Origin of the sequence: Bifidobacterium commune, from assembly GCF_900094885.1 — a bacterium.
Taxonomy (GTDB): Bacteria; Actinomycetota; Actinomycetes; order Actinomycetales; family Bifidobacteriaceae; genus Bifidobacterium; species Bifidobacterium commune.
In genome coordinates, this window is record NZ_FMBL01000001.1 from 108,812 (window position 1) to 127,845 (window position 19,034).

Consider the following 19,034-nt stretch of genomic DNA (forward strand, 5'->3'; position numbering starts at 1 on the left):
TGCGGAGAGATGATAAGGATTCAGGCATGGCTGACGGGATGGATACCAAGGTCAGGAAGCGTGGTGTTGCGCCTCTGCGTGTTGGTTTGGATATCGGGTCAACCACGGTTAAAGCCGTGGTGCTTGATGACAGCAATGATTTGAAAGATGCGATTTTCTCGGATTATCGTCGGCATCATGCCAATGTGCGCGCTACCGTAGTTGGACTGTTGCAAGATGTTAAGGCGCAGCTTGATCAGGAGGGGTGTGGCGGCAGGCCGATTCATCTCGCCATTACCGGTTCTGGTGGTCTTAGCCTGGCTGACGACATGCGTGTACCGTTCATTCAGGAAGTCATAGCCGAAACCAAAGCCATCGATGCAGCGTACCCGACAGCTGACGTCATCATCGAGCTCGGTGGTGAGGATGCGAAAATCACGTATTTGAAGCCGAGTCCTGAGCAGCGCATGAACGGTTCATGCGCAGGTGGCACAGGTGCATTTATCGACCAGATGGCCACCCTTCTTGACACTGACGCCTCCGGACTCAACGAGATGGCCAAGGATTACAAGGTTCTTTATCCAATTGCTTCACGCTGCGGCGTATTCGCCAAGTCTGATTTGCAACCGCTGATCAACGATGGTGCCGATAAACCCGATTTGGCCGCTTCCATTTTCTCGGCCGTCGCCACGCAGACCATAGCCGGCCTTGCGTCCGGCCGTTCCGTTCGCGGCAACGTCATTTTTCTCGGAGGGCCGCTTTTTTTCCTCTCCGAGCTTCGTGCGGCGTTTGCCCGTGTTCTTGAAGGTAAAGTCGAACAATTCATTGTTCCCGAAGATGCCCACCTTTATGTGGCTTATGGATCGGCGTTGATGTGCGGTGATGACGATGAGCTCGATTCCGAACAGCACTTCCAAGCACGTACCTGTGAGGAGATTATCGACGACTTGGACACCTTGAAGAACAAGCCGGTGGATGCTGCTACGCTGCCGCCGTTGTTCCCCAATCCGCAGGATCGACGCGAGTTTGATGAGCGCCATCATCGGGAACATATCAAGGTCGGAACTCTTGAAGGGGCAAAGGGTCCCCATTTCTTCGGTATCGACGCAGGGTCGACCACAATCAAGGCAACGTTGATCAACGATGATCGTGAGATTGTATGGTCGTCTTATGCCACAAACGATGGAAGTCCGCTGGACGCGGCCATCGAAATCGTGCGCAAGATTGAGCGCGAATTGCCGGAAGATGCGTGGATTGCCCGAAGCTGCGCCACAGGCTATGGCGAAGGCCTGATCACCACCGGTTTGCACCTCGATGAGGGTGTGGTGGAAACCATGGCGCATTATCGTGGAGCAGAGATGGTGAGCCCCGGCGTTACCGCCGTTATCGATATAGGCGGGCAGGACATGAAATATCTCGCCATCAACGACGGTGTAATCGATTCGATTTCCGTCAATGAGGCATGTTCGTCCGGTTGCGGCTCATTCCTGCAGACATTCGCTCGTTCCATGGGTCTGACCATCGAGGAATTTACCCAGGCTGCGTTGAATTCGGATCATCCTGTTGACTTGGGTTCGCGATGCACCGTGTTCATGAACTCATCGGTTAAGCAGGCCCAAAAAGAGGGTGCATCTGTTGAGAACATTGCTGCCGGTCTTTGCTATTCCGTGGTGCGTAACGCCCTGTACAAGGTCATTAAGTTACGCGATGCCGGTCAGCTGGGCGACACCATCGAAGTGCAGGGTGGAACATTCCTCAATGATGCTGTGTTGCGCGCTTTCGAACTGTTGACCGGAAAAGAAGTGACCCGTCCGAACATTGCTGGTCTTATGGGCGCATACGGTGCGGCCCTTACCGCCCGTATGCACTACGAGGATGCCTACGAAGTGGATGAAACAGCAGGGCACACGCGTTCTGCCATTATCGAGGGGGAGGAACTCGACAATCTGTCGATGACTTCTTCACGCGACGTGTGCAAACGATGCCAAAATCGTTGCAAACTGACGATCACGACCTTCCAAGATGGTTCGCGCTACGTTACCGGTAACCGCTGTGAACGTGGCGCCGATGCTAAGGCTGAACGTAGCGAACGTCCGAATCTCTATGACTACAAGTACAAGCGTGCATTCGCTTACCGCAGGCTTACCGATAAGAAAGCCTACCGAGGTGAAATCGGCATTCCGCGCGCGCTGAATATGTACGAGAACTATCCGTTCTGGTTTACTCTGTTGACCGAACTTGGTTTCAAAGTCCGTATTTCTGGCCGATCAAGCCATGAACTTTTCGAGTCCGGCATCGAATCCATCGCTTCGGAAAACATCTGTTATCCGGCGAAGCTGGTGCACGGACACATCGAATGGTTGCTTGACCACGGTGTAAAAACCATTTTCTATCCTTGCGTTTCCTACGAAGAGAACCTTGTGGAAGACGACACTGACAACCATTACAATTGTCCGATTGTCGCCAATTACCCGGTGGTAATTGAAGCCAACATGGCCGAGTTGCGCGAACCGGGCATTCGCTATATGCGACCCTACTTCAATCTGGCCGACCACGAGCTGATGGTGCAACGAATCGTCGATGAATTCGGCTGGGCCAATGTTACTAGGGAAGAGGCAGAGGGGGCCGTCAAGGCCGCTTATGCAGAGGACAAGATTTTCAAACACGATGTCCAGCAGGAGGGATTGCGTGCGCTGGCCTATATGAAGGAGCACCACAGCCGAGGCATTGTCCTCGCAGGACGCCCCTATCACGTGGATCCGGAAATCAACCACGGTATTCCGGAAACGATTTGCTCACTGGGAATGGTGGTCCTTTCCGAGGATTCAATCTGCGAACTGCAGCCTGGCGAGAAACTACATTTGACCGATTTCCTACCCAACGATGAAAAGGACCCAAGGGCCAAGAATGAAGGTGGATTCCGTGAGGTGGGGGATCGTAAGGTTGTTCATATGCCCTTGCGCGTCGCCAATCAGTGGGCCTACCATTCGAGGCTTTATGCGGCAGCCAATTTTGTTGCGTCCTATCCGGGGCTTGAATTGGTGCAGCTCAACTCCTTCGGTTGCGGTATCGATGCCATCACTACCGACCAGGTATCTGAAATCTTGGCAGAAAAGGCTGATGTGTATACGCTTCTCAAGATTGATGAAGTCAGCAACCTTGGTGCGGCAAAGATTCGTTTGCGCTCGCTCAAGGCTGCGGTCGAAGAGCGTGAGGCGAACAAGCGCAAGCTCAAGCGGATTGTTGCCGATGTCGAATCCGATGTACCGGTGGTTGCCAACGGACAGAACGAGGGTGATATGGAATCCGCTGCGCATTCCGCGGCTCAGGAAAAGGCCCGCAAGCAGGCTGCTGCGAAGCGTGAAGCTGAGTTGAAGGATGCCGAAAGCAAACTTGAAGAAGCCAAGGCACAATTGGCTGTTGCTCAGGCCGCTCTCGAAGCTGCGCAGAAAACAGCCGAAAACGCTAAACAAAATGCTGACGCCGTACCGATTGAGGATGGGGGAGCGTCTGTTGAAGGCTCGGGTCGAAACGATGAAGCTGCAGGGCTCAAACGGGGTGAATTCCGCAAGACCGGCTCCGAGGCACCCACTCCTGGACGCCAGGCACTTTTGGATAGCGTAATGAAGGCGAACCCGAAGTTGACGCAATCGATGAAGGATGCCTCACGTCGTGCCAACGGTGAATTGAATGCGAGCAATGGTGCTGATGACTCGGCATCCGCATCCGTCGATCATGTCGGAAAAGCGGGCGACGAGAAGAAGCCGGGCAAGGGTACCCTTTCCGATTATGCCCATAAAGTGCGTTTCCAGAAGGAGATGCGTAAGGATTATACCATTGTTGCTCCACAGATGAGTCCTGTGCATATGAGTTTGGTTGAAGCGGTGATTCGGTCCGGTGGCTATCATTTTGATGTCCTTAAGATGGCCGACCATCAGGATGTTGAAACCGGGCTCAAATATGTCAATAATGATGCCTGCTACCCAGCCATCATGGTCGTCGGTCAGCTTGTTGATTCGATCATCAAGGGCAAATATGATCCGGACAAGGTATGCCTCGCAATTACCCAGACCGGTGGCATGTGCCGAGCAACCAACTATTACGGTTTGATTCGTAAGGCTCTCATCGATGCGGGGTACCCGCAGGTGCCGGTTATAGCGATTTCGACGCAAGGCATTGAAGACAACCCGGGCTTCACGGTGACTCCGGCTTTGCTGTGGCGTGCGGTTAAAGCGTTGGTTATCGGTGATTTGCTGATGAAGTGTCACTATCGTGTTCGTCCCTATGAGTCGGTGAAGGGCAGCGCCAACCAACTCTACGAGATGTGGGACAAGATCGTGCGTGAGACCATCGAGCATCACGGTTATTCGGCTATCGCCAAGCAGGAAATAGGCAAGGGCTATCTGCCGTATCGGACGCTGCTGCGAGAGATCGTCAAAAGTTTCGATGCATTGCCGTTGCGTGATATTCCGCGCAAGCCGCGTATCGGTGTCGTCGGTGAAATTCTTGTGAAATACCATCCGGATGCCAACAACCATCTGGTCGAGCAGATTGAGGAACAAGGCTGTGAGGCCGTGGTACCCGGCATCATGGAATTCATGACGACTAACCCTTATATCTCCGACTGGAATAAGGAAAATATCGGCAAGGGTGGCAATCAGAAAGTTTACGCGTTCATGCGCTGGGCTCTTGACAGGGTCATGAACCCGTTGCGCAGCGCTATTGACCTCGCGCACGGCAAATTCAGCCAGGACACCCCAATGCCTGAACTGGTGGATTTGGCCTCCACTGTCACCTCTATCGGTGTGCAGGCCGGTGAGGGTTGGTTGCTTACGGGAGAGATTCTCGAACTCATCAAGTCGGGCTGTCCGAATGTGGTGTGTGCTCAACCCTTTGCATGTTTGCCCAACCACGTCACTGGACGTGGCATGTTCGGCAAGATTCGCAGGCTGTATCCCGAGGCGAATATCGTGTCCATTGATTACGACCCAGGTGCTTCCGCCGCCAATCAGCTCAACCGCATTAAGCTGATGATTGCCGCGGCTAAGAAAAACGAGCAGGAGAAGCTGGAAAAGGCCGATTGAGCCAGGGAATTGAGTTTCCCGTATTTTTCGGAGATCCGGTGGTTCAGCAGAAAACGGGTGATGGTCTTTGTGGACATCACCCGTTTTCGTTTAAGTTCTTACCACTGGGCGCGCCAGTATTGCGGTGCAGCTGGAATGTTCTCTTTCGCAACGCCAAGTTTCCCAGCTGCCATTGCCGGCCAGTGTGGATTGCGCATGGCGGCCCGTCCGATGGAAACCGCATCGACTTGATGTGTGCGCAGCATCGTTTCCGCCTGTTCAGGACTTGAAACACCGCCGACCACGCTTACTGTTGCATTGTTGCCGGCCAAAGCTTCTTTCATCTGCGCTCCGAGTATGGCATGAAACCCTGGTCCCGAGGGTTGCAACGGGGTATTGGCCAGACCGCCGGAGGATACGTCCACCCAAGTGACTCCATGGTTGTCGACCAAATTGCGCATCAGGCTTGAGGTGGTGGCGATATTAAGTCCGTCTTCCACCCAATCCGTCGCCGAAATGCGGATGCCGAGCGGTTTTGAGTCTGGCCAGACGGCACGTACCGCATCGACCACTTCGCAAATAAAACGGGAACGGTTTTCCGTGCTTCCGCCGTATTCATCCGTGCGCGTATTGACGAGCGGAGAAAGTGATTCGTGAAGGAGGTAGCCATGAGCTGCATGAATCTGTACGGCATCGTAGCCTGCTGCATCCGCTCGTTGTGCCGCTTGTGCAAAAGAGGCTACGATTTGTTTGATTCCGGCGTTGTCCAACGCCATTGTCGGTTCGTAGCCTTCCATGACCGACTCGCTGGTCATGCCGACCGTGTGCCAACCGCCGTCTTCTTTTGAGGCGGATCCGGTGTGCAGGCCTGGAAGCCAGGGTCGCCCTGAGCCCCGACCGCCGGCATGATTGAGCTGAATCGCCGCGGCCGCACCTTGCGCATGGATGAATGAAACCAGGTGACGATGGGATGCGGTCTGTTCGTCGGTGTACATCCCCAGGTCGCGTGGCGAGATTCTGCCGACCGGGCACACGCCGGTCGACTCAACGGTCAGCATTCCGAACCCGCCCGCGGCCATGGCTCCGTAGTGTTGCAAATGCCAGTCTGTCGCTACACCGTCCTGCTGGTCGACGGCGTACTGGCACATGGGTGAAAGAATGGTCCGGTTGCGCAGCGTTAGTCCAGTGCCGTCAGGGCTGGCAATCGTTAACGGTGAAAACAGTGTGCTGTGATTGTCCGTGGTCATAGCGGTGCCCCTTTGATCCGTGTGATTAGACGATTGATTCGTTGCTTTTCAATATGGTAAACCAGCCGTCAGTCTTTCGTTTTTGAACTGTTCGGCTGTATTCTCATCGATAGCATTTTGGAATTTCTTTCTAATTATCTGCTGTCTAACGCTATCTATCCAACGGTAGCGTATTTTGTTTCAATCCCTATTTCTCGGGTTTTGCGACTTATGAGGTACCGTGTTTATGGCCGATAACGGATGGTGCAAGTAAGTGCGCAACTTGCGTAATTGTTCGAAAAATGCGGCCCAGGTGCTTACGATGGGAGTATGAATCCTCCAAGGGTGAGTTATGCGCATCTTGGCGCAAAAGTCAACGACAAGCATCTGGCCAGTTTACTGAGGTTTTTCCAGTCTGGTGCCAAGCCGGAAAAGGACGACGGCTACGGTGTTGAAATCGAGCATCTTCCGGTCCGAAATGGCAGCGATCGGGCCGTGAGTTACGCGGAACCTGACGGTGTAGAAACGCTGTTGGAACGGCTTCGCCCATACTATGACACCGATAAAGAGTTCGTTGAGGACGGCCATCTGCTCGGCCTTTCCCGTTCGGGAATCAGCTTGTCACTTGAGCCTGGGGGTCAGTTCGAAACATCGATCGGTGTGCTGCATACGCCCGAGGAATTGCTTGATGTCTATGGTCAATTCAGGAATGAAGTCGCCCCGATTCTCGATGAGCTCGGCTTCCGTCTTGTCAATTACGGTTACCAGCCGGTCACTGGCTTTGCTGATATCACGCTTAATCCCAAGCGGCGCTATGCGGTGATGGATGAGTATCTGGGGCATGTTGGTTCGTACGGACCTTGCATGATGCGAGCCTCAGCTTCTACACAGGTGAGTATCGACTACGACGGCGAAGCGGATGCCATCGCCAAGATGCGAGTGGGGACTGCGTTGGGGCCCATCATTTCCCTCTTTTTCCGCAACTCGCCGTATTTCGAGGGTGAACGCAACCCTTACCCGTTGTTGCGCCAATATATTTGGGACAAGACCGACGCGCAGCGCACCGGCATTACTCCTGGGTTGTTCGATCGGCGGTTTGGTTGGGAAGATTACGCGCGTGATGTGCTGTCAACGCCCATGATGTTTGTCGACCTGACGCATACACCGGAAGCGAAAGGTCTGAGCGAGGACGAGCAGGAATTCCCTGCATTCGAGCGAAATGCCGCCGATATCTATCCCGATCGTGAGCTTAACGACTACGAGGTCTCGCATCTGCTGTCTACACATTTCAATGATGTAAGGCTGAAGAATTTCGTGGAACTGCGGCATTGGGACTCGCTACCTATTGAGCGGGCCGAACTTTTGGCTGAAACCGTGAAGTCCATCTTTTATGAGGATGACAATTTTGCTCGATGGAAGTCATTTGCCGAAGGTCTGAACATAACTGATGTGGAACTGGCGAAAGCCGATTTGCAGGCACGCGGCATGGGCGCTCGCCCGTTCGGCCGTTCGATGGAGCAGTGGCAATCCGAACTAGGTCTTAGTGATACCCGTCCGAACATCCCGGGTGATCCCGTTCATCCTGACGTTTTTCAGCGGTAACGCGATTCGGCGATTATGTATACCGGTGCACTGGTTTTGGGTGTTTTGAGGCGCGCCGCTACGCATGAGAGACCGGATGTTTTGGTGTTGTAGCTGCTTGCGTTGTTCGACGAAGTGGTGTTACCGGTATCCTTCCCATAACGGCATCGGCATCAACTCCGATTCGCACTCTGCCCACATGTCGTTGAGGTTGCGCTCCGGACAGCGCAACCAGCGCAGCTGGATGCCGTCCATCATGCTGAATCCCGCCTGGATCAAATGCTCGATATTGATGCCTTCGGGAACGACCCATTTAGTTTGCAAAGCGACGTCAATGGTGTGCTGATCCCGGTCTCTGAAGTAGTCATGTGCTGGATGTTTGGGGTCGATTGATTCGGCGTCCAGTGTGGAGAACATATGCACCTGTTCAGGACGTTGCGCGTTGATTGCTACCACTTCTCTCCACATCTGAGCGATGAGAGGGCGTTCAACTTGGGTGTAATGGTTGATGACTGTATCGGTTCCGTCGTCATAAATTTCGTTGAGCCCGATGTCAAGCAAACCTTCTTTGCTGCCTATGTGGTGTAAGATACCAGCCTTGGTCATGCCCACGGTATTGGCGATTTTTTGTAGTGATGTGCCGTAATATCCACGTTCTCCGAATGAGTTGACGGCTGCGTTGAGAATTGCGGAACGGCTGTCTTCACGCGTGGGGTTGACTGTTGAGTCCGATGATGAGGACTGTCGGGATAGATGAGGCATCTTGTGATGAACTCTTTCTGAACAAATTAGGGAGGTTTTGTATTGCTCTATAAGATGCGATTTTGCCTCTCAAGGTAGACTGTGCGAGGCTTCATAGGGTTTCTCCGCATTACGCACTGGTTTTCTGCGCGGATTGCCAGTTCTTGATCGGTGCTGTCTTGGCAGGTTGTTCATTGATGTCACAGAGCCCCACCATTGTCAACTGATGGTGGGGCTCTGAGTTTCGTAAAGTACACCCGGTAAGAGTCCGCGTGGCTTATGCTATATGGCTATTTCACCTTGCGGATCATCATGATGAAGATAGTGCCGATGAGCATGAAGGCTGCTGCGACCGGGAAGACGCCCTTATAGCCACCGGAGAAGTCGATGAACATCGTGGTGAATACCGGGGCGAGCGCCTGACCGATGGTGTTGGAGAGGTTCAGGATGCCGAGATCCTTGCCTGCTTCTTCCGGGGTGGGCAGCACATCGACGTTCAGGGCCTGATCGACGGACATGTAGCAACCGTTGCCGAGTCCGGCGAGAGCTGCGTAGATGTAGACACCAACCGTTGTCGGCATGAGCCACAGGGCAATCATGCCAACGGCAATAATGATGCAGCTGAGTGCCACGATGAACTTACGACGATGGAGGAAATCAGAAAGTGGACCGGAAAGCACCGAGGCGAGGATGGTGGTCACCAGGGTGATAACCGACATGAGCTTCATGGCATTTCCGGCGTCCGTCACGTCCAGACCGACATAGCGCTGGAGGATGAGCATCAGGTAGCCGGAGATCATGTAGCTACCGATGACGAAGGCAAGGCGACCGAAGAGTGCGAGGTAGAAATCGCGGCAGTTTTTGGTCGGGGGAACGAACGACTGGAGGATGTCCTTTAGTGAAACGGCTTTGGTGTTGTTCTCCGCTGATTGTTCGCGGGGCCAGACCAATACGGTGATGATGCCGGAGAACAGGAAGAAGCATGCGCCGACGATCATACCGGTGTTGAGCTTGGTTAGGAAGAAGGTGCCGATGAAGTTGCCGATCTGCATGCCGACGATCTGACCGGCGCCGTAGAGTGCTGAGAACGTGCCCCGCACGTCTTCGGGAATACGGTCGGAAAGCACTGCGACGGCGGGTGCGATCAGGCAGTTGATCCCAATCTGTACTATGCACCAGCCGATGACCATCCAGAGCAGCGAAGTTGAATGGGAGGTCAAGAGGTAGCCTGCAGCGCCAATGATGCCACCGACGACGATCCAAGGGGTTCGTTTGCCGATCTTGAACTTGGAAATATCTGAGAGCGTACCGAAAATAATGTTCGCAAGCAGGGCAAAGATTGCACTGACCGCGTTCATCGTACCCAGCGCGTTCTCTGCGGAGATTCCCTTGATGCCTGAAAGTACCTGTGGCAGGAGCACGCCCGAACCCATGCAGAAGGGGATTGTCCAGAGAATTGAAACCAGTGCAAATCCCGTGGCGAAGCGGAACTTGTTTTCGAGAGGTTTCTTTGTGTCGGGGGCTAGGTGTGCCGGCGTTGGCGAAATTGATGCATCCATGCATTTCCTCCTTGAATGTTGGTAACTTCATGGTTACCGTACGGTCGGTAAGCTATTTTAGCAGAATAATCAGTTATTTGAACCGGCTTGGTAAAAACCGCTGAGATTCGGTGACTTGTTCCGTGGAAAAGCAACAAAGCGCAAGTACGTATATCTAAAATCATCTTTTAGCTAAAACGGTTGCGGGGTGTCTTGAGGTAATAACATTTTCCTTGATGTTCGGGGTGTTTTCGGATTGTGATTTGTATTTGGTGGGTAATAGCGTTACATATTGTTTGTCGGCTTCAGCAGTCCCTCGTCTGACCGGTTGGCGCGTCCTTATTCGGATGCGGCTTCCTGACATAAGGCGGGATGAAAAATCGTGGGTAAGAAGCGGCTATTTCGTCAGAATGAATAAATAGGAAATGAGGGATGAATGGGCAAGGCACTTGATGCTCCCCAAGATACTCGGATAGAGACAGCGAATCAGACGCGCCCGAAACATCTGATACGAACGTTGCTGCATAGTCTTCGTGAATATAAACGTGAGAGTTTGTTGTCTCCGTTGTTCGTGATGGTCGAGAGTGTGCTCGAAATTCTTATCCCGACCATCATGGCGCAGTTGATTGACCAAGGTGTTGCTGGTGGGTCGATGTCGGCAATTTGGAAGTTCGGCCTTATCCTGCTCGGTTGCGCCGTGGTTTCACTGTTCGCCGGCTTTATGTCCGGACGGTATGCGGCTATTGCTTCTTCAGGTTTCGCCAAGAACTTACGTCACGATCTCTTCGAGAAGGTCCAATCGTTCAGCTTTACGAACATCGACCGTTTCTCCACCGGTTCGATCATCACCAGGCTCACCACTGATGTGACTAACGTGCAGTTCGCGTACCAAATCATCATCCGTGTGGCGGTACGCGCTCCGATGATGGTTGTCATTGCTTGGATTTTCTCGTTCAGAATCAGCCATTCCATCTCGCTGGTGTTCCTTATTATCATTCCGATTCTCGGGGCAGGGCTCACGGCGCTCGCGCTTTCGGTGCACCCCGTCTTTGAAAAGGTCTTCCATACCTACGATCATCTGAACAACATCGTTGACGAGAACCTGCAGGGCATTCGCGTGGTGAAGTCTTACAACCGTGCAGATCATGAGAACCGAAAATTCGCTCGGGTTTCGCAACAAATCTATGACCTTTACTGCAAGGCCGAACATGTTCTGGCTTTCAACTGGCCTATCTTGAACACCTGCATCTACGGCGCGATGCTCATCATCTCGTGGATGGCCACCAAGCAGATCGTGGGTTCGCATAACAATCCTGCGCTTGGCCTGACCACCGGTGATCTGACCGCATTGGTCACCTATGCCATGCAGATTCTCATGTCTCTGAATATGGTTTCCATGATTATTGTTATGGTTGTCATCTCCCGTGCCGATGCTGAGCGTATCTGTCAGGTGCTTAACGAGGTGAGCACCGTGCGTGACTGCAAAGATCCGATAGATGATGTGCCCGATGGCTCGATTGTGTTCAATGATGTCACCTTCCGCTACTCCGAAGGGTCTGAGCGCCCGGTGCTCGAAGACATCAACCTTAAGATCGCCTCTGGCAAAACCGTCGGCGTCGTCGGTGGTACGGGAGCGTCCAAATCAAGCCTGGTGCAGCTTATCCCTCGTCTTTATGATGTCAGTTCTGGGTCGCTTGAAGTCGGCGGTCATAACGTGCGTGACTATGATCTGGTCGCTTTGCGTGACGCCGTGGCCATGGTGCTGCAGAAGAACGTGTTGTTCGCGGGCACCATCTCCGAGAATATTCGTTGGGGCAATCCGGACGCAACGGATGAGGACGTGGAACGCGTGTGCAAACTTGCCCAAGCGGACGGGTTCATTCGTGAATTCCCGAAGGGCTACGACACCTATATCGAGGAGGGTGGATCCAACGTCTCCGGCGGACAGCGTCAGCGTCTGTGCATTGCTCGCGCACTCTTGAAGAAGCCGAAGATCCTGATTCTTGACGATTCTACCAGCGCCGTCGATACCAAGACGGACAAGCTGATTCGCGCTGCTTTCGCCACCGAGATTCCCGATACCACCAAGATCATCATCGCGCAGCGTCTTGCTTCCGTGCAGGATTCCGATGAGATCATCGTTATGGATGAGGGTCGCGTTCTCGACCATGGCTCTCATGAGCAGCTCTTGCAGACTTGCGACGAATACCGTTCGATTTACGAATCCCAGACTAAGAGCCAGGGCAAGGGGGATGACGACGATGAGTAAGCAGAAAGAGACCAAAAACAAAGGGCACCAGCAGTTTGATATGAACGCGAACAAAAGTGAGGACTTGGCACAAAACCGGAGATCCGGTGTTCCTGGACCGCAGAAAGCGCCGAAAGGCACCGCCAAACGGCTGATGAGATATATCTTCCGTTATCGCTGGCAGTGCATTGTCGTCATCATCGGCATTCTTGTATGTGCATGCACGCAGTCCCTGCCGTCTTTCGTGTTGCAACCGTTGATTGACAACTGCATCATGCCGTTCATCCATGCCGAAACCCCGGATTGGGGACCGCTGATTCACATGACCATTGTTGTCGGGCTGATTTACGCGGTTGGTATGGTCTGCTCGTTCATGTGGAACTACATGGTCGTCAACATCGAGCAGGGTGTTCTCAAGACGGTGCGCGACGAGATGTTTGCGCACCAGCAGTGCCTTCCGATTCGTTATTTCGACACCCATGAGCACGGCGACATGATGAGCCGCTATACCAACGACACGGACACCCTGCGTCAGATGGTTTCGCAGGCGCTGCCCCAGCTCCTGATTTCCGGTGCGTCCGTGGTTGCGGCGCTTTTTGCGATGATGTGGCTTTCCGTGCCGTTCACGATATTCACGGTTGTGTTCGTCGTGTTGATGATGCTTCTGGTCCGCGTGATCGTCAGCCGTTCCGGACGGTATTTCGTTCGTCAGCAGCAGACAATCGGTGACGTCAACGCATTCGTTGAGGAGGCAGTCAATGGGCAGAAAGTCATCAAAGTCTTCAACCACGAGGATGCTACCCAGTCGACGTTTGACGAAAAGAACGAGGAGCTGTTCCGGGCTTCCGCGAAGGCGAACTTCTACGCGAACATCACCATGCCGGTCATCGGCAACATGGGCAACGTGCTTTATGTGCTGCTGGCCATCATTGGCGGTGTTGCCGGCATTAACGGATGGTTCAATTTCGGCCTTGCCGGAGTCAACACCCTTTCTTTGGGGGCGATCGTTTCGTTCCTGACGCTTTCCAAGGCGCTGATCAATCCCATCAGTCAGATCTCCTCGCAGATCAACATGATAATGATGGCGCTTGCCGGTGCTGCCCGGATCTTCAATCTCATTGACGAACAGGCGGAAGTCGATGACGGATCCGTGCGTTTGGTGAGTGTGGAACTGGGGCCGGACGGTCGCACGATGACCGAAACCGACCATCCTACTGGTCATTGGGCATGGAAGCGCGCTGCTGACGATGACGGCATGCGTTCGCTTGAGGCCGCCAAGAAGCTCAAGGGCTCTGCGCGCGAGGTTGCTATGAAGGCTCGTGAGCAAGCCATCACCTCGCCAGACGGACGTTTGACCCTGCTTTGCGGCGATGTGCGATTCACCAATGTCTCGTTCGGCTACAATCCCGACAAAACGGTGTTGCATGACATCACATGGTTCGCCAAACCGGGGCAGAAGATGGCACTGGTCGGTGCTACTGGAGCAGGAAAGACGACGATTACGAATCTGATCAACCGCTTCTACGATGTGCAGGAAGGCCAGATTCTCTATGACGGCATCGATGTGAAGAACATCAGGAAGGACGATTTGCGTCGTTCGTTGGGCATTGTGCTTCAGGATGTCAATCTCTTTACCGGTACCGTGCTGGAAAACATCCGGTACGGCAATCTTGATGCCACCGATGAGGAATGCATTGCGGCCGCCAAGCGAACCAACGCCGATGCCTTTATTCGCATGTTGCCAGAAGGTTACAACACGGTGCTCGAAGGTGACGGTTCCGGTCTTTCACAAGGTCAGCGCCAGCTGATTTCTATTGCGCGTGCGGCCGTGGCCGATCCGCCTGCCATGATTCTTGATGAGGCGACAAGCTCGATCGACACCCGTACCGAGGAAGTCGTCGAAGAAGGCATGGATGCGCTGATGAAGGGTCGGACGGTCTTTGTTATTGCGCACAGGCTTTCCACCGTACGCAACTCGGATATCATCATGGTGCTTGATCATGGTCGTATCATCGAGCGAGGCACGCATGACGAGCTTATTGCCCAGCGTGGCGAGTATTACCAGCTTTACACAGGTAAGCTCGAGCTGGAGTAACTGGACACTGCTTCAGGTCTGACGATGCCCCGCCGTGGTCGCAAAGACTGCGGCGGGGCATCGTTTTGTCATGGAGTTTTCCGCTTAACCGATGGTCTGGATTATCTATGGACAAATCGGCTTTCAGTGATAAAAATTAGACAGTTTGCATTTTCGTGACTGTCCTCCTAATATCGACCGCTGGTCTAACACAGTCGGTTTACGCAATTGCGCTGTTTGACTTGATGTGAACTGAGTACTACATATGTCCGGGAAAATAATTTAGGAAAATCATTTCTCAACGGTTATGGCTCGAAGTGCCGATGCTGTACCGGTCATGAACAACGGTAAAGGTGGGGTGCAAATGGTTTTATCGCATAAAGCGCTTCGTGGCATCGCCTCCCAGTTTTCCACAAAATCGCTTGTTTTGATTCCCATTGCAGTCGGAATCAATCTCATTGGTGGAACGTTGTGTTCAACACTGAAACTGCCATTATTCATGGATATGATCGGCACCGTCGTCATCGCCTGCCTCAGTGGGCCTTGGGTTGCTGCATTGTGTGGACTGCTCACGAATGTCTTTTTGGCTATCGTGGCGAATCCGGTCTATTTGCCTTACGTCATGTCGAGTGTGCTTTGTGGCCTTGTCGTCGGCTATATGGTCAAAGCGGGTCTGTTCAAGAAAGTATCGGGTGCCGTCCTGATCTGGCTGACTTGCTCAGTTGTCAATACCGTCACGGCTTCCCTGATCACCGTTCTTGTTTACGGCGGTGCCACGGGGGTCAACGGCACCTCGCTTCTTACCGCAGCGCTCGCCGTGGCGTGGAAGAACATCCTTATTTCTGTCTTTTCCTCGTCCATGGTGGAGAATCTGCTCGACAAGGGCATTACGCTTATCGTCGCGTATCTTGTGGTCAAGGAAATCCCGCCCCGTTTCATGAGCCAGTATGCCTCGGGCAATATTGGAACCACGGATTACGAACCCATCAAGGCGGATGTTGACGCCCGTGACTATGACCTTGAATCCATCCTTGCCGATTTGCGCCACAGCAATGACAATACTGTGCTGAACGATGCGCAAATGGATGAGCGTTTGAACAAGGCCGATGCGGCACATGATTTTCCGGGATTCATGGGCGAGGTCAACCCGCTGGTCAAGTTCCTGGGTGTAGTGGTATTGGGAATCGCCGCACTGATTTGGCCTGATTTTACATTGGGCCTTTTCCTTGTGGTCGTGCTATTCGCCCTTGCCTTGCCCATCGGTTGTTTGAAGCCGCTCTCCAAGCTGATCTTCGGTTTCGGCATACCGATGACGATTATGCTGGTCTTTATCCAGGGTTTTTATAGTCCTAAAAACACTGTTTTTATTGCCGATTGCGGTTTTGCGAAGCTGGGCCTGGAAGGCCTGCTGTATTCCTTGAAAATCGTGGCTACCGTGCTGGTGTTTCTCGGCAGTTTTTACATTGCCAACACAACGACTTATATCGGCTCGTTGGTGGCGGCGTTGACGCAGATTGGCTGCCCAAGCAAAATCGGTTATCTGATTTTCGCTTCGTTGAATGTAGTCCCGCAGATGCAGCGCAAGTTGACGGTGATTCGTCAGGCGCAAAGCGGCCGTGGGCTGACGACGGGCGGTAACCTGATTTCGCGATTCAAGGCGTTCCTGCCGCTGATTGGGCCGGTGGTCATGTCCTCGCTCACCGATGCCCAGGAGCGTGGCATGACGCTCGAAACCAGAGGTTTCGGCATCAAAGGTACGCGACGGACCAATTATGTCGAGGTTCCTTGGTCGTTCAGGGATTCGGTGATGCTTTGTGTGTTGATTGCCTTGTTTGTTGTGGTGTTTGTTTTTTCCGTTCTCGATTACAGCGGGATGCTGTCGGTGACCTGTCAGTGGGGAGGTGTGAGGTGAAAGAAGTCGTCCAAGTCGATCATTTCTCGTTTACCTATCAGGACGCTAAGGCTCCTTCGTTGCGGGATGTGAGCCTGACGGTGCGCGAAGGTGAGTTTCTGTGTGTTGTGGGTGCCAACGGTGCCGGCAAAACAACATTGTGCAATTCGCTCGTAGGTCTCATACCGCATTATTTCAGCGGTAGCAGCGAAGGGTACGTTCGTGTAAACGGTGCTGATACGGCACATAGCAGTGTGGCTGATTTGTCGAACTATATCGGCCTGGTGTTCCAGAATCCGTTCAACCAGCTTACGTACGCGTCGGGAACCGTCGCTGAGGAACTTGCATACGGACTCGGCAACAGGGGCATCTCTCGCGACGAGATGCGTAGGCGTGTCAAGCTGGTGTCGCAGTTGATGCACATCGAAGACCTTCTCGACCGTGATCCATTGGAGCTTTCCGGCGGGCAGGTACAGCGCGTGGCGTTCGGATCCACGTTCATCATGGAGCCCAACATCCTTGTGCTTGACGAGTGCACAACCCAGCTCGATCCGCTCGGAGCTTCCGAAATATTCGAGATTGTCAAGCAGCTCAATGCCGAGGGAGTGACGGTCATCATGGTCGATCACGACATGGAACGTGTGGTTCAATACGCCGATACCGTCGTGGTTATGGATGCCGGACGAGTGGTGCTGTCGGGCAGTCCTAAGGGAGTGTTCGCTCTTTCGGATCTCGGCCGATACGGTATTGATGCGCCGGAATACGTCAAATTGTCGAAGGGGCTCGAAAAGAACGGCCTTGCGAATGGTGATCTCGCAATCACTTATGACGAATCGGTCGCGATGGCGAAGAAGGCGTTGGAACGATGAGGATTGAATTACGTGACGTGTGTTATGGCTATCAGCCGGAGCGACAGGTGCTTCGTCATATTAACCTTTGTTTCGACGGTAATCAGTCGGTCGCCATCATAGGGCAAAACGGTGCCGGTAAGACGACATTGGCCAAGCATCTCAACGGTATATTGCGTCCGACGCAAGGTTCACTGCTGATCGATGGCACCGATATCTGCGATTGGACGACCGCCCAGTGGTCATCACGGGTTGGCTATGTTTTCCAGAACCCCGATGACCAGCTGTTCCTGGGAAGCGTACGCGAAGAGTTTTCCTTCGGCCCGCGAAATATCGGCATGGATGAAGCCGCGATCGGGCGGCGAATCACGAAGGTTGCCGCGTTGACGGGCTTGCAGGACAAGCTCGATGCTCATCCCTCTGATTTGAGTCCCACGGAGAAGAAATTCTGTGGTATCGGCGCTGTTGTCATGATGAATCCGGATGCCGTGGTTTTTGATGAGCCGACCTGCGGTCAGGATCATGCGGGCAATGCGCGATTGCATCGTCTCATTGCCGAGTTGAAGCATGAAGGCAAGATGTGCTTGGCCATTAGTCACGATATGAAATTCGTTGCTGCCAACTTCGATCGCGTGGTGGCTATACGCAAGGGTGAGGTGTTGCTTGACAGCACACCCGAAGACGTGTTCTCTCAGACGGATACATTACGCGAATCCTTCGTCGCACCGCCTCCCATTACCAGGGTGGCGCAAGGTGCGGGGCTGGCTGACACGGTTTTTTCAGTCGATCAGTTTATCGAAGCAATCAGGAACACCCGTTCCAAGTAGGAATCTTGAAATACGGATAAGGAGCACGGCATAAGGCGCCAATTTCGGCGGACAACCAATTGGTTGTATTCGGACAGCAACAGTTAGGAAAAGAAAACCAATGAGTATTCTCAATTTTGGTTCTTTGAATATAGATTTTGTCTACGATGTCAGCGATTTCGTTACCAAGGGTCAGACCATCACCTCGCACGATCTCAACCGCTACCCCGGAGGCAAGGGACTGAATCAGTCCATAGCGGTCGGCAAGGCCGGTGCCCAAGTCAGCCATGCCGGTCTGATCGGTGAGGATGGCACGTTTCTTCGCGACCTGCTCCAAGAGGCCGGAGTGGATACCTCCGAAGTGAGGGTATCCGAGCAGGTGCGTAGCGGTAACGCGATCATCCAACGCAACAGTGATAGCGATAACTGCATCATCCTCTTCAGTGGTGCCAACCGTGCCTTCACCGAGGATTTTGTGGACGAGGTATTAGCGAAGTTTGGCGAAGGGGATTGGCTCCTGGTGCAGAACGAGACCAATATGCTGCCGTACATCGTGCGTCGGGCGCATGAGCGCGGCATGCAGGTGGCCATGAATCCTTCTCCCGCCGATTCCCTCTTGAAGGATGTTGATCTGAATCTGATCGATTGCTTCATTCTCAATGAAGGTGAGGCTCAGGTGATAACCGGTCAATCTGGCTCTCCCGAAGTCCTGCTGGAAGGGATGTCCGAGCAGTTCCCCGAGGCGGCGATTATCCTCACGGCGGGATCATGGGGTTCCGCTTATGCCAAGGGGGCGCAGCGCGTTAGGCAGAACGCCTATCGCGTTCCCGTGGAGGACACCACCGGCGCAGGTGACACGTTCACAGGTTATGTTTTGGCCAATATGGTCGCCGGTGTCGATATGGCCGAGTGCCTTGACAGGGCTTCGCGTGCGGCCGCGATTGCGGTTTCGCGTCAGGGGGCGGCCACTTCAATACCGTTGGCCGATGAGGTCGAACATTTTCAATCAACACCGATTGCAACAACGGAGGAATAACGG

At 53.4% G+C, this 19,034-nt stretch carries 10 protein-coding genes and 2 pseudogenes; 9 read left to right on the forward strand and 3 right to left on the reverse strand.

Annotated elements, in window-relative coordinates; translation table 11 throughout:
• The first annotated feature begins 26 nt into the window (after positions 1-26).
• Positions 27-5,063 (forward strand): acyl-CoA dehydratase activase-related protein, encoded by a 5,037-nt coding sequence (locus GA0061077_RS00385; protein WP_091846979.1) that lies wholly within the window; start codon positions 27-29, stop codon positions 5,061-5,063.
• 98 nt (positions 5,064-5,161) lie between these two features.
• Here GA0061077_RS00385 and GA0061077_RS00390 read toward each other — a convergent pair whose 3' ends face one another.
• Complete coding sequence (locus GA0061077_RS00390; protein WP_091846980.1) at positions 5,162-6,289, reverse strand: oxidoreductase; 1,128 nt, start codon at positions 6,287-6,289, stop codon at positions 5,162-5,164.
• A 309-nt stretch (positions 6,290-6,598) separates the two neighbouring features.
• On the opposite strand from GA0061077_RS00390, the gene GA0061077_RS00395 reads away from it, so the two are divergent.
• The gene (locus tag GA0061077_RS00395; RefSeq protein WP_091846981.1) at positions 6,599-7,870 is read left to right on the forward strand and encodes a glutamate-cysteine ligase family protein; all 1,272 of its coding nucleotides are present in this window, start codon (positions 6,599-6,601) and stop codon (positions 7,868-7,870) included.
• A 120-nt stretch (positions 7,871-7,990) separates the two neighbouring features.
• On the opposite strand, the gene GA0061077_RS00400 is transcribed toward GA0061077_RS00395, so the two are convergent.
• Positions 7,991-8,611 carry a TetR/AcrR family transcriptional regulator gene (locus GA0061077_RS00400; protein WP_091846982.1) on the reverse strand — a complete coding sequence of 207 codons (621 nt, stop codon included), beginning with the start codon at positions 8,609-8,611 and terminating at the stop codon, positions 7,991-7,993.
• A 269-nt stretch (positions 8,612-8,880) separates the two neighbouring features.
• Positions 8,881-10,149: an MFS transporter gene (locus tag GA0061077_RS00405; RefSeq protein ID WP_091846983.1), complete on the reverse strand. Its 1,269-nt coding sequence runs from the start codon at positions 10,147-10,149 to the stop codon at positions 8,881-8,883.
• A gap of 415 nt (positions 10,150-10,564) precedes the next feature.
• On the opposite strand from GA0061077_RS00405, the gene GA0061077_RS00410 reads away from it, so the two are divergent.
• The 7 genes and pseudogenes from GA0061077_RS00410 to GA0061077_RS00440 all read left to right on the forward strand — a co-directional run bounded on the left by GA0061077_RS00410 (position 10,565) and on the right by GA0061077_RS00440 (position 19,031).
• Positions 10,565-12,397 carry an ABC transporter ATP-binding protein gene (locus tag GA0061077_RS00410; RefSeq protein WP_091846984.1) on the forward strand — a complete coding sequence of 611 codons (1,833 nt, stop codon included), beginning with the start codon at positions 10,565-10,567 and terminating at the stop codon, positions 12,395-12,397.
• A 40-nt stretch (positions 12,398-12,437) separates the two neighbouring features.
• Positions 12,438-14,471, forward strand: a complete 2,034-nt coding sequence (locus GA0061077_RS00415) for an ABC transporter ATP-binding protein (RefSeq protein WP_375773984.1) — start codon at positions 12,438-12,440, stop codon at positions 14,469-14,471.
• A gap of 343 nt (positions 14,472-14,814) precedes the next feature.
• Positions 14,815-15,462 (forward strand): annotated as a pseudogene (locus tag GA0061077_RS07155) (ECF transporter S component); the annotation flags it as partial.
• Positions 15,463-15,603: 141 nt separating this feature from the next.
• A pseudogene (locus GA0061077_RS07160) lies at positions 15,604-16,362 on the forward strand (energy-coupling factor transporter transmembrane component T); the annotation flags it as partial.
• A complete protein-coding gene (locus GA0061077_RS00430; protein ID WP_091846986.1) occupies positions 16,359-17,210 on the forward strand; it encodes an energy-coupling factor ABC transporter ATP-binding protein in 852 nt (283 codons plus the stop codon). The pseudogene GA0061077_RS07160 and the gene GA0061077_RS00430, both read left to right, overlap by 4 nt.
• On the forward strand, positions 17,207-18,016 hold the full coding sequence (locus tag GA0061077_RS00435; protein WP_091846987.1) for an energy-coupling factor ABC transporter ATP-binding protein: 810 nt from the start codon (positions 17,207-17,209) through the stop codon (positions 18,014-18,016). The genes GA0061077_RS00430 and GA0061077_RS00435 overlap by 4 nt, the downstream gene beginning before the upstream one ends.
• Positions 18,017-18,116: 100 nt before the next feature.
• Positions 18,117-19,031, forward strand: coding sequence for a ribokinase (locus tag GA0061077_RS00440; protein ID WP_091846988.1), 915 nt, complete (start codon positions 18,117-18,119; stop codon positions 19,029-19,031).
• Positions 19,032-19,034: the final 3 nt, after the last annotated feature.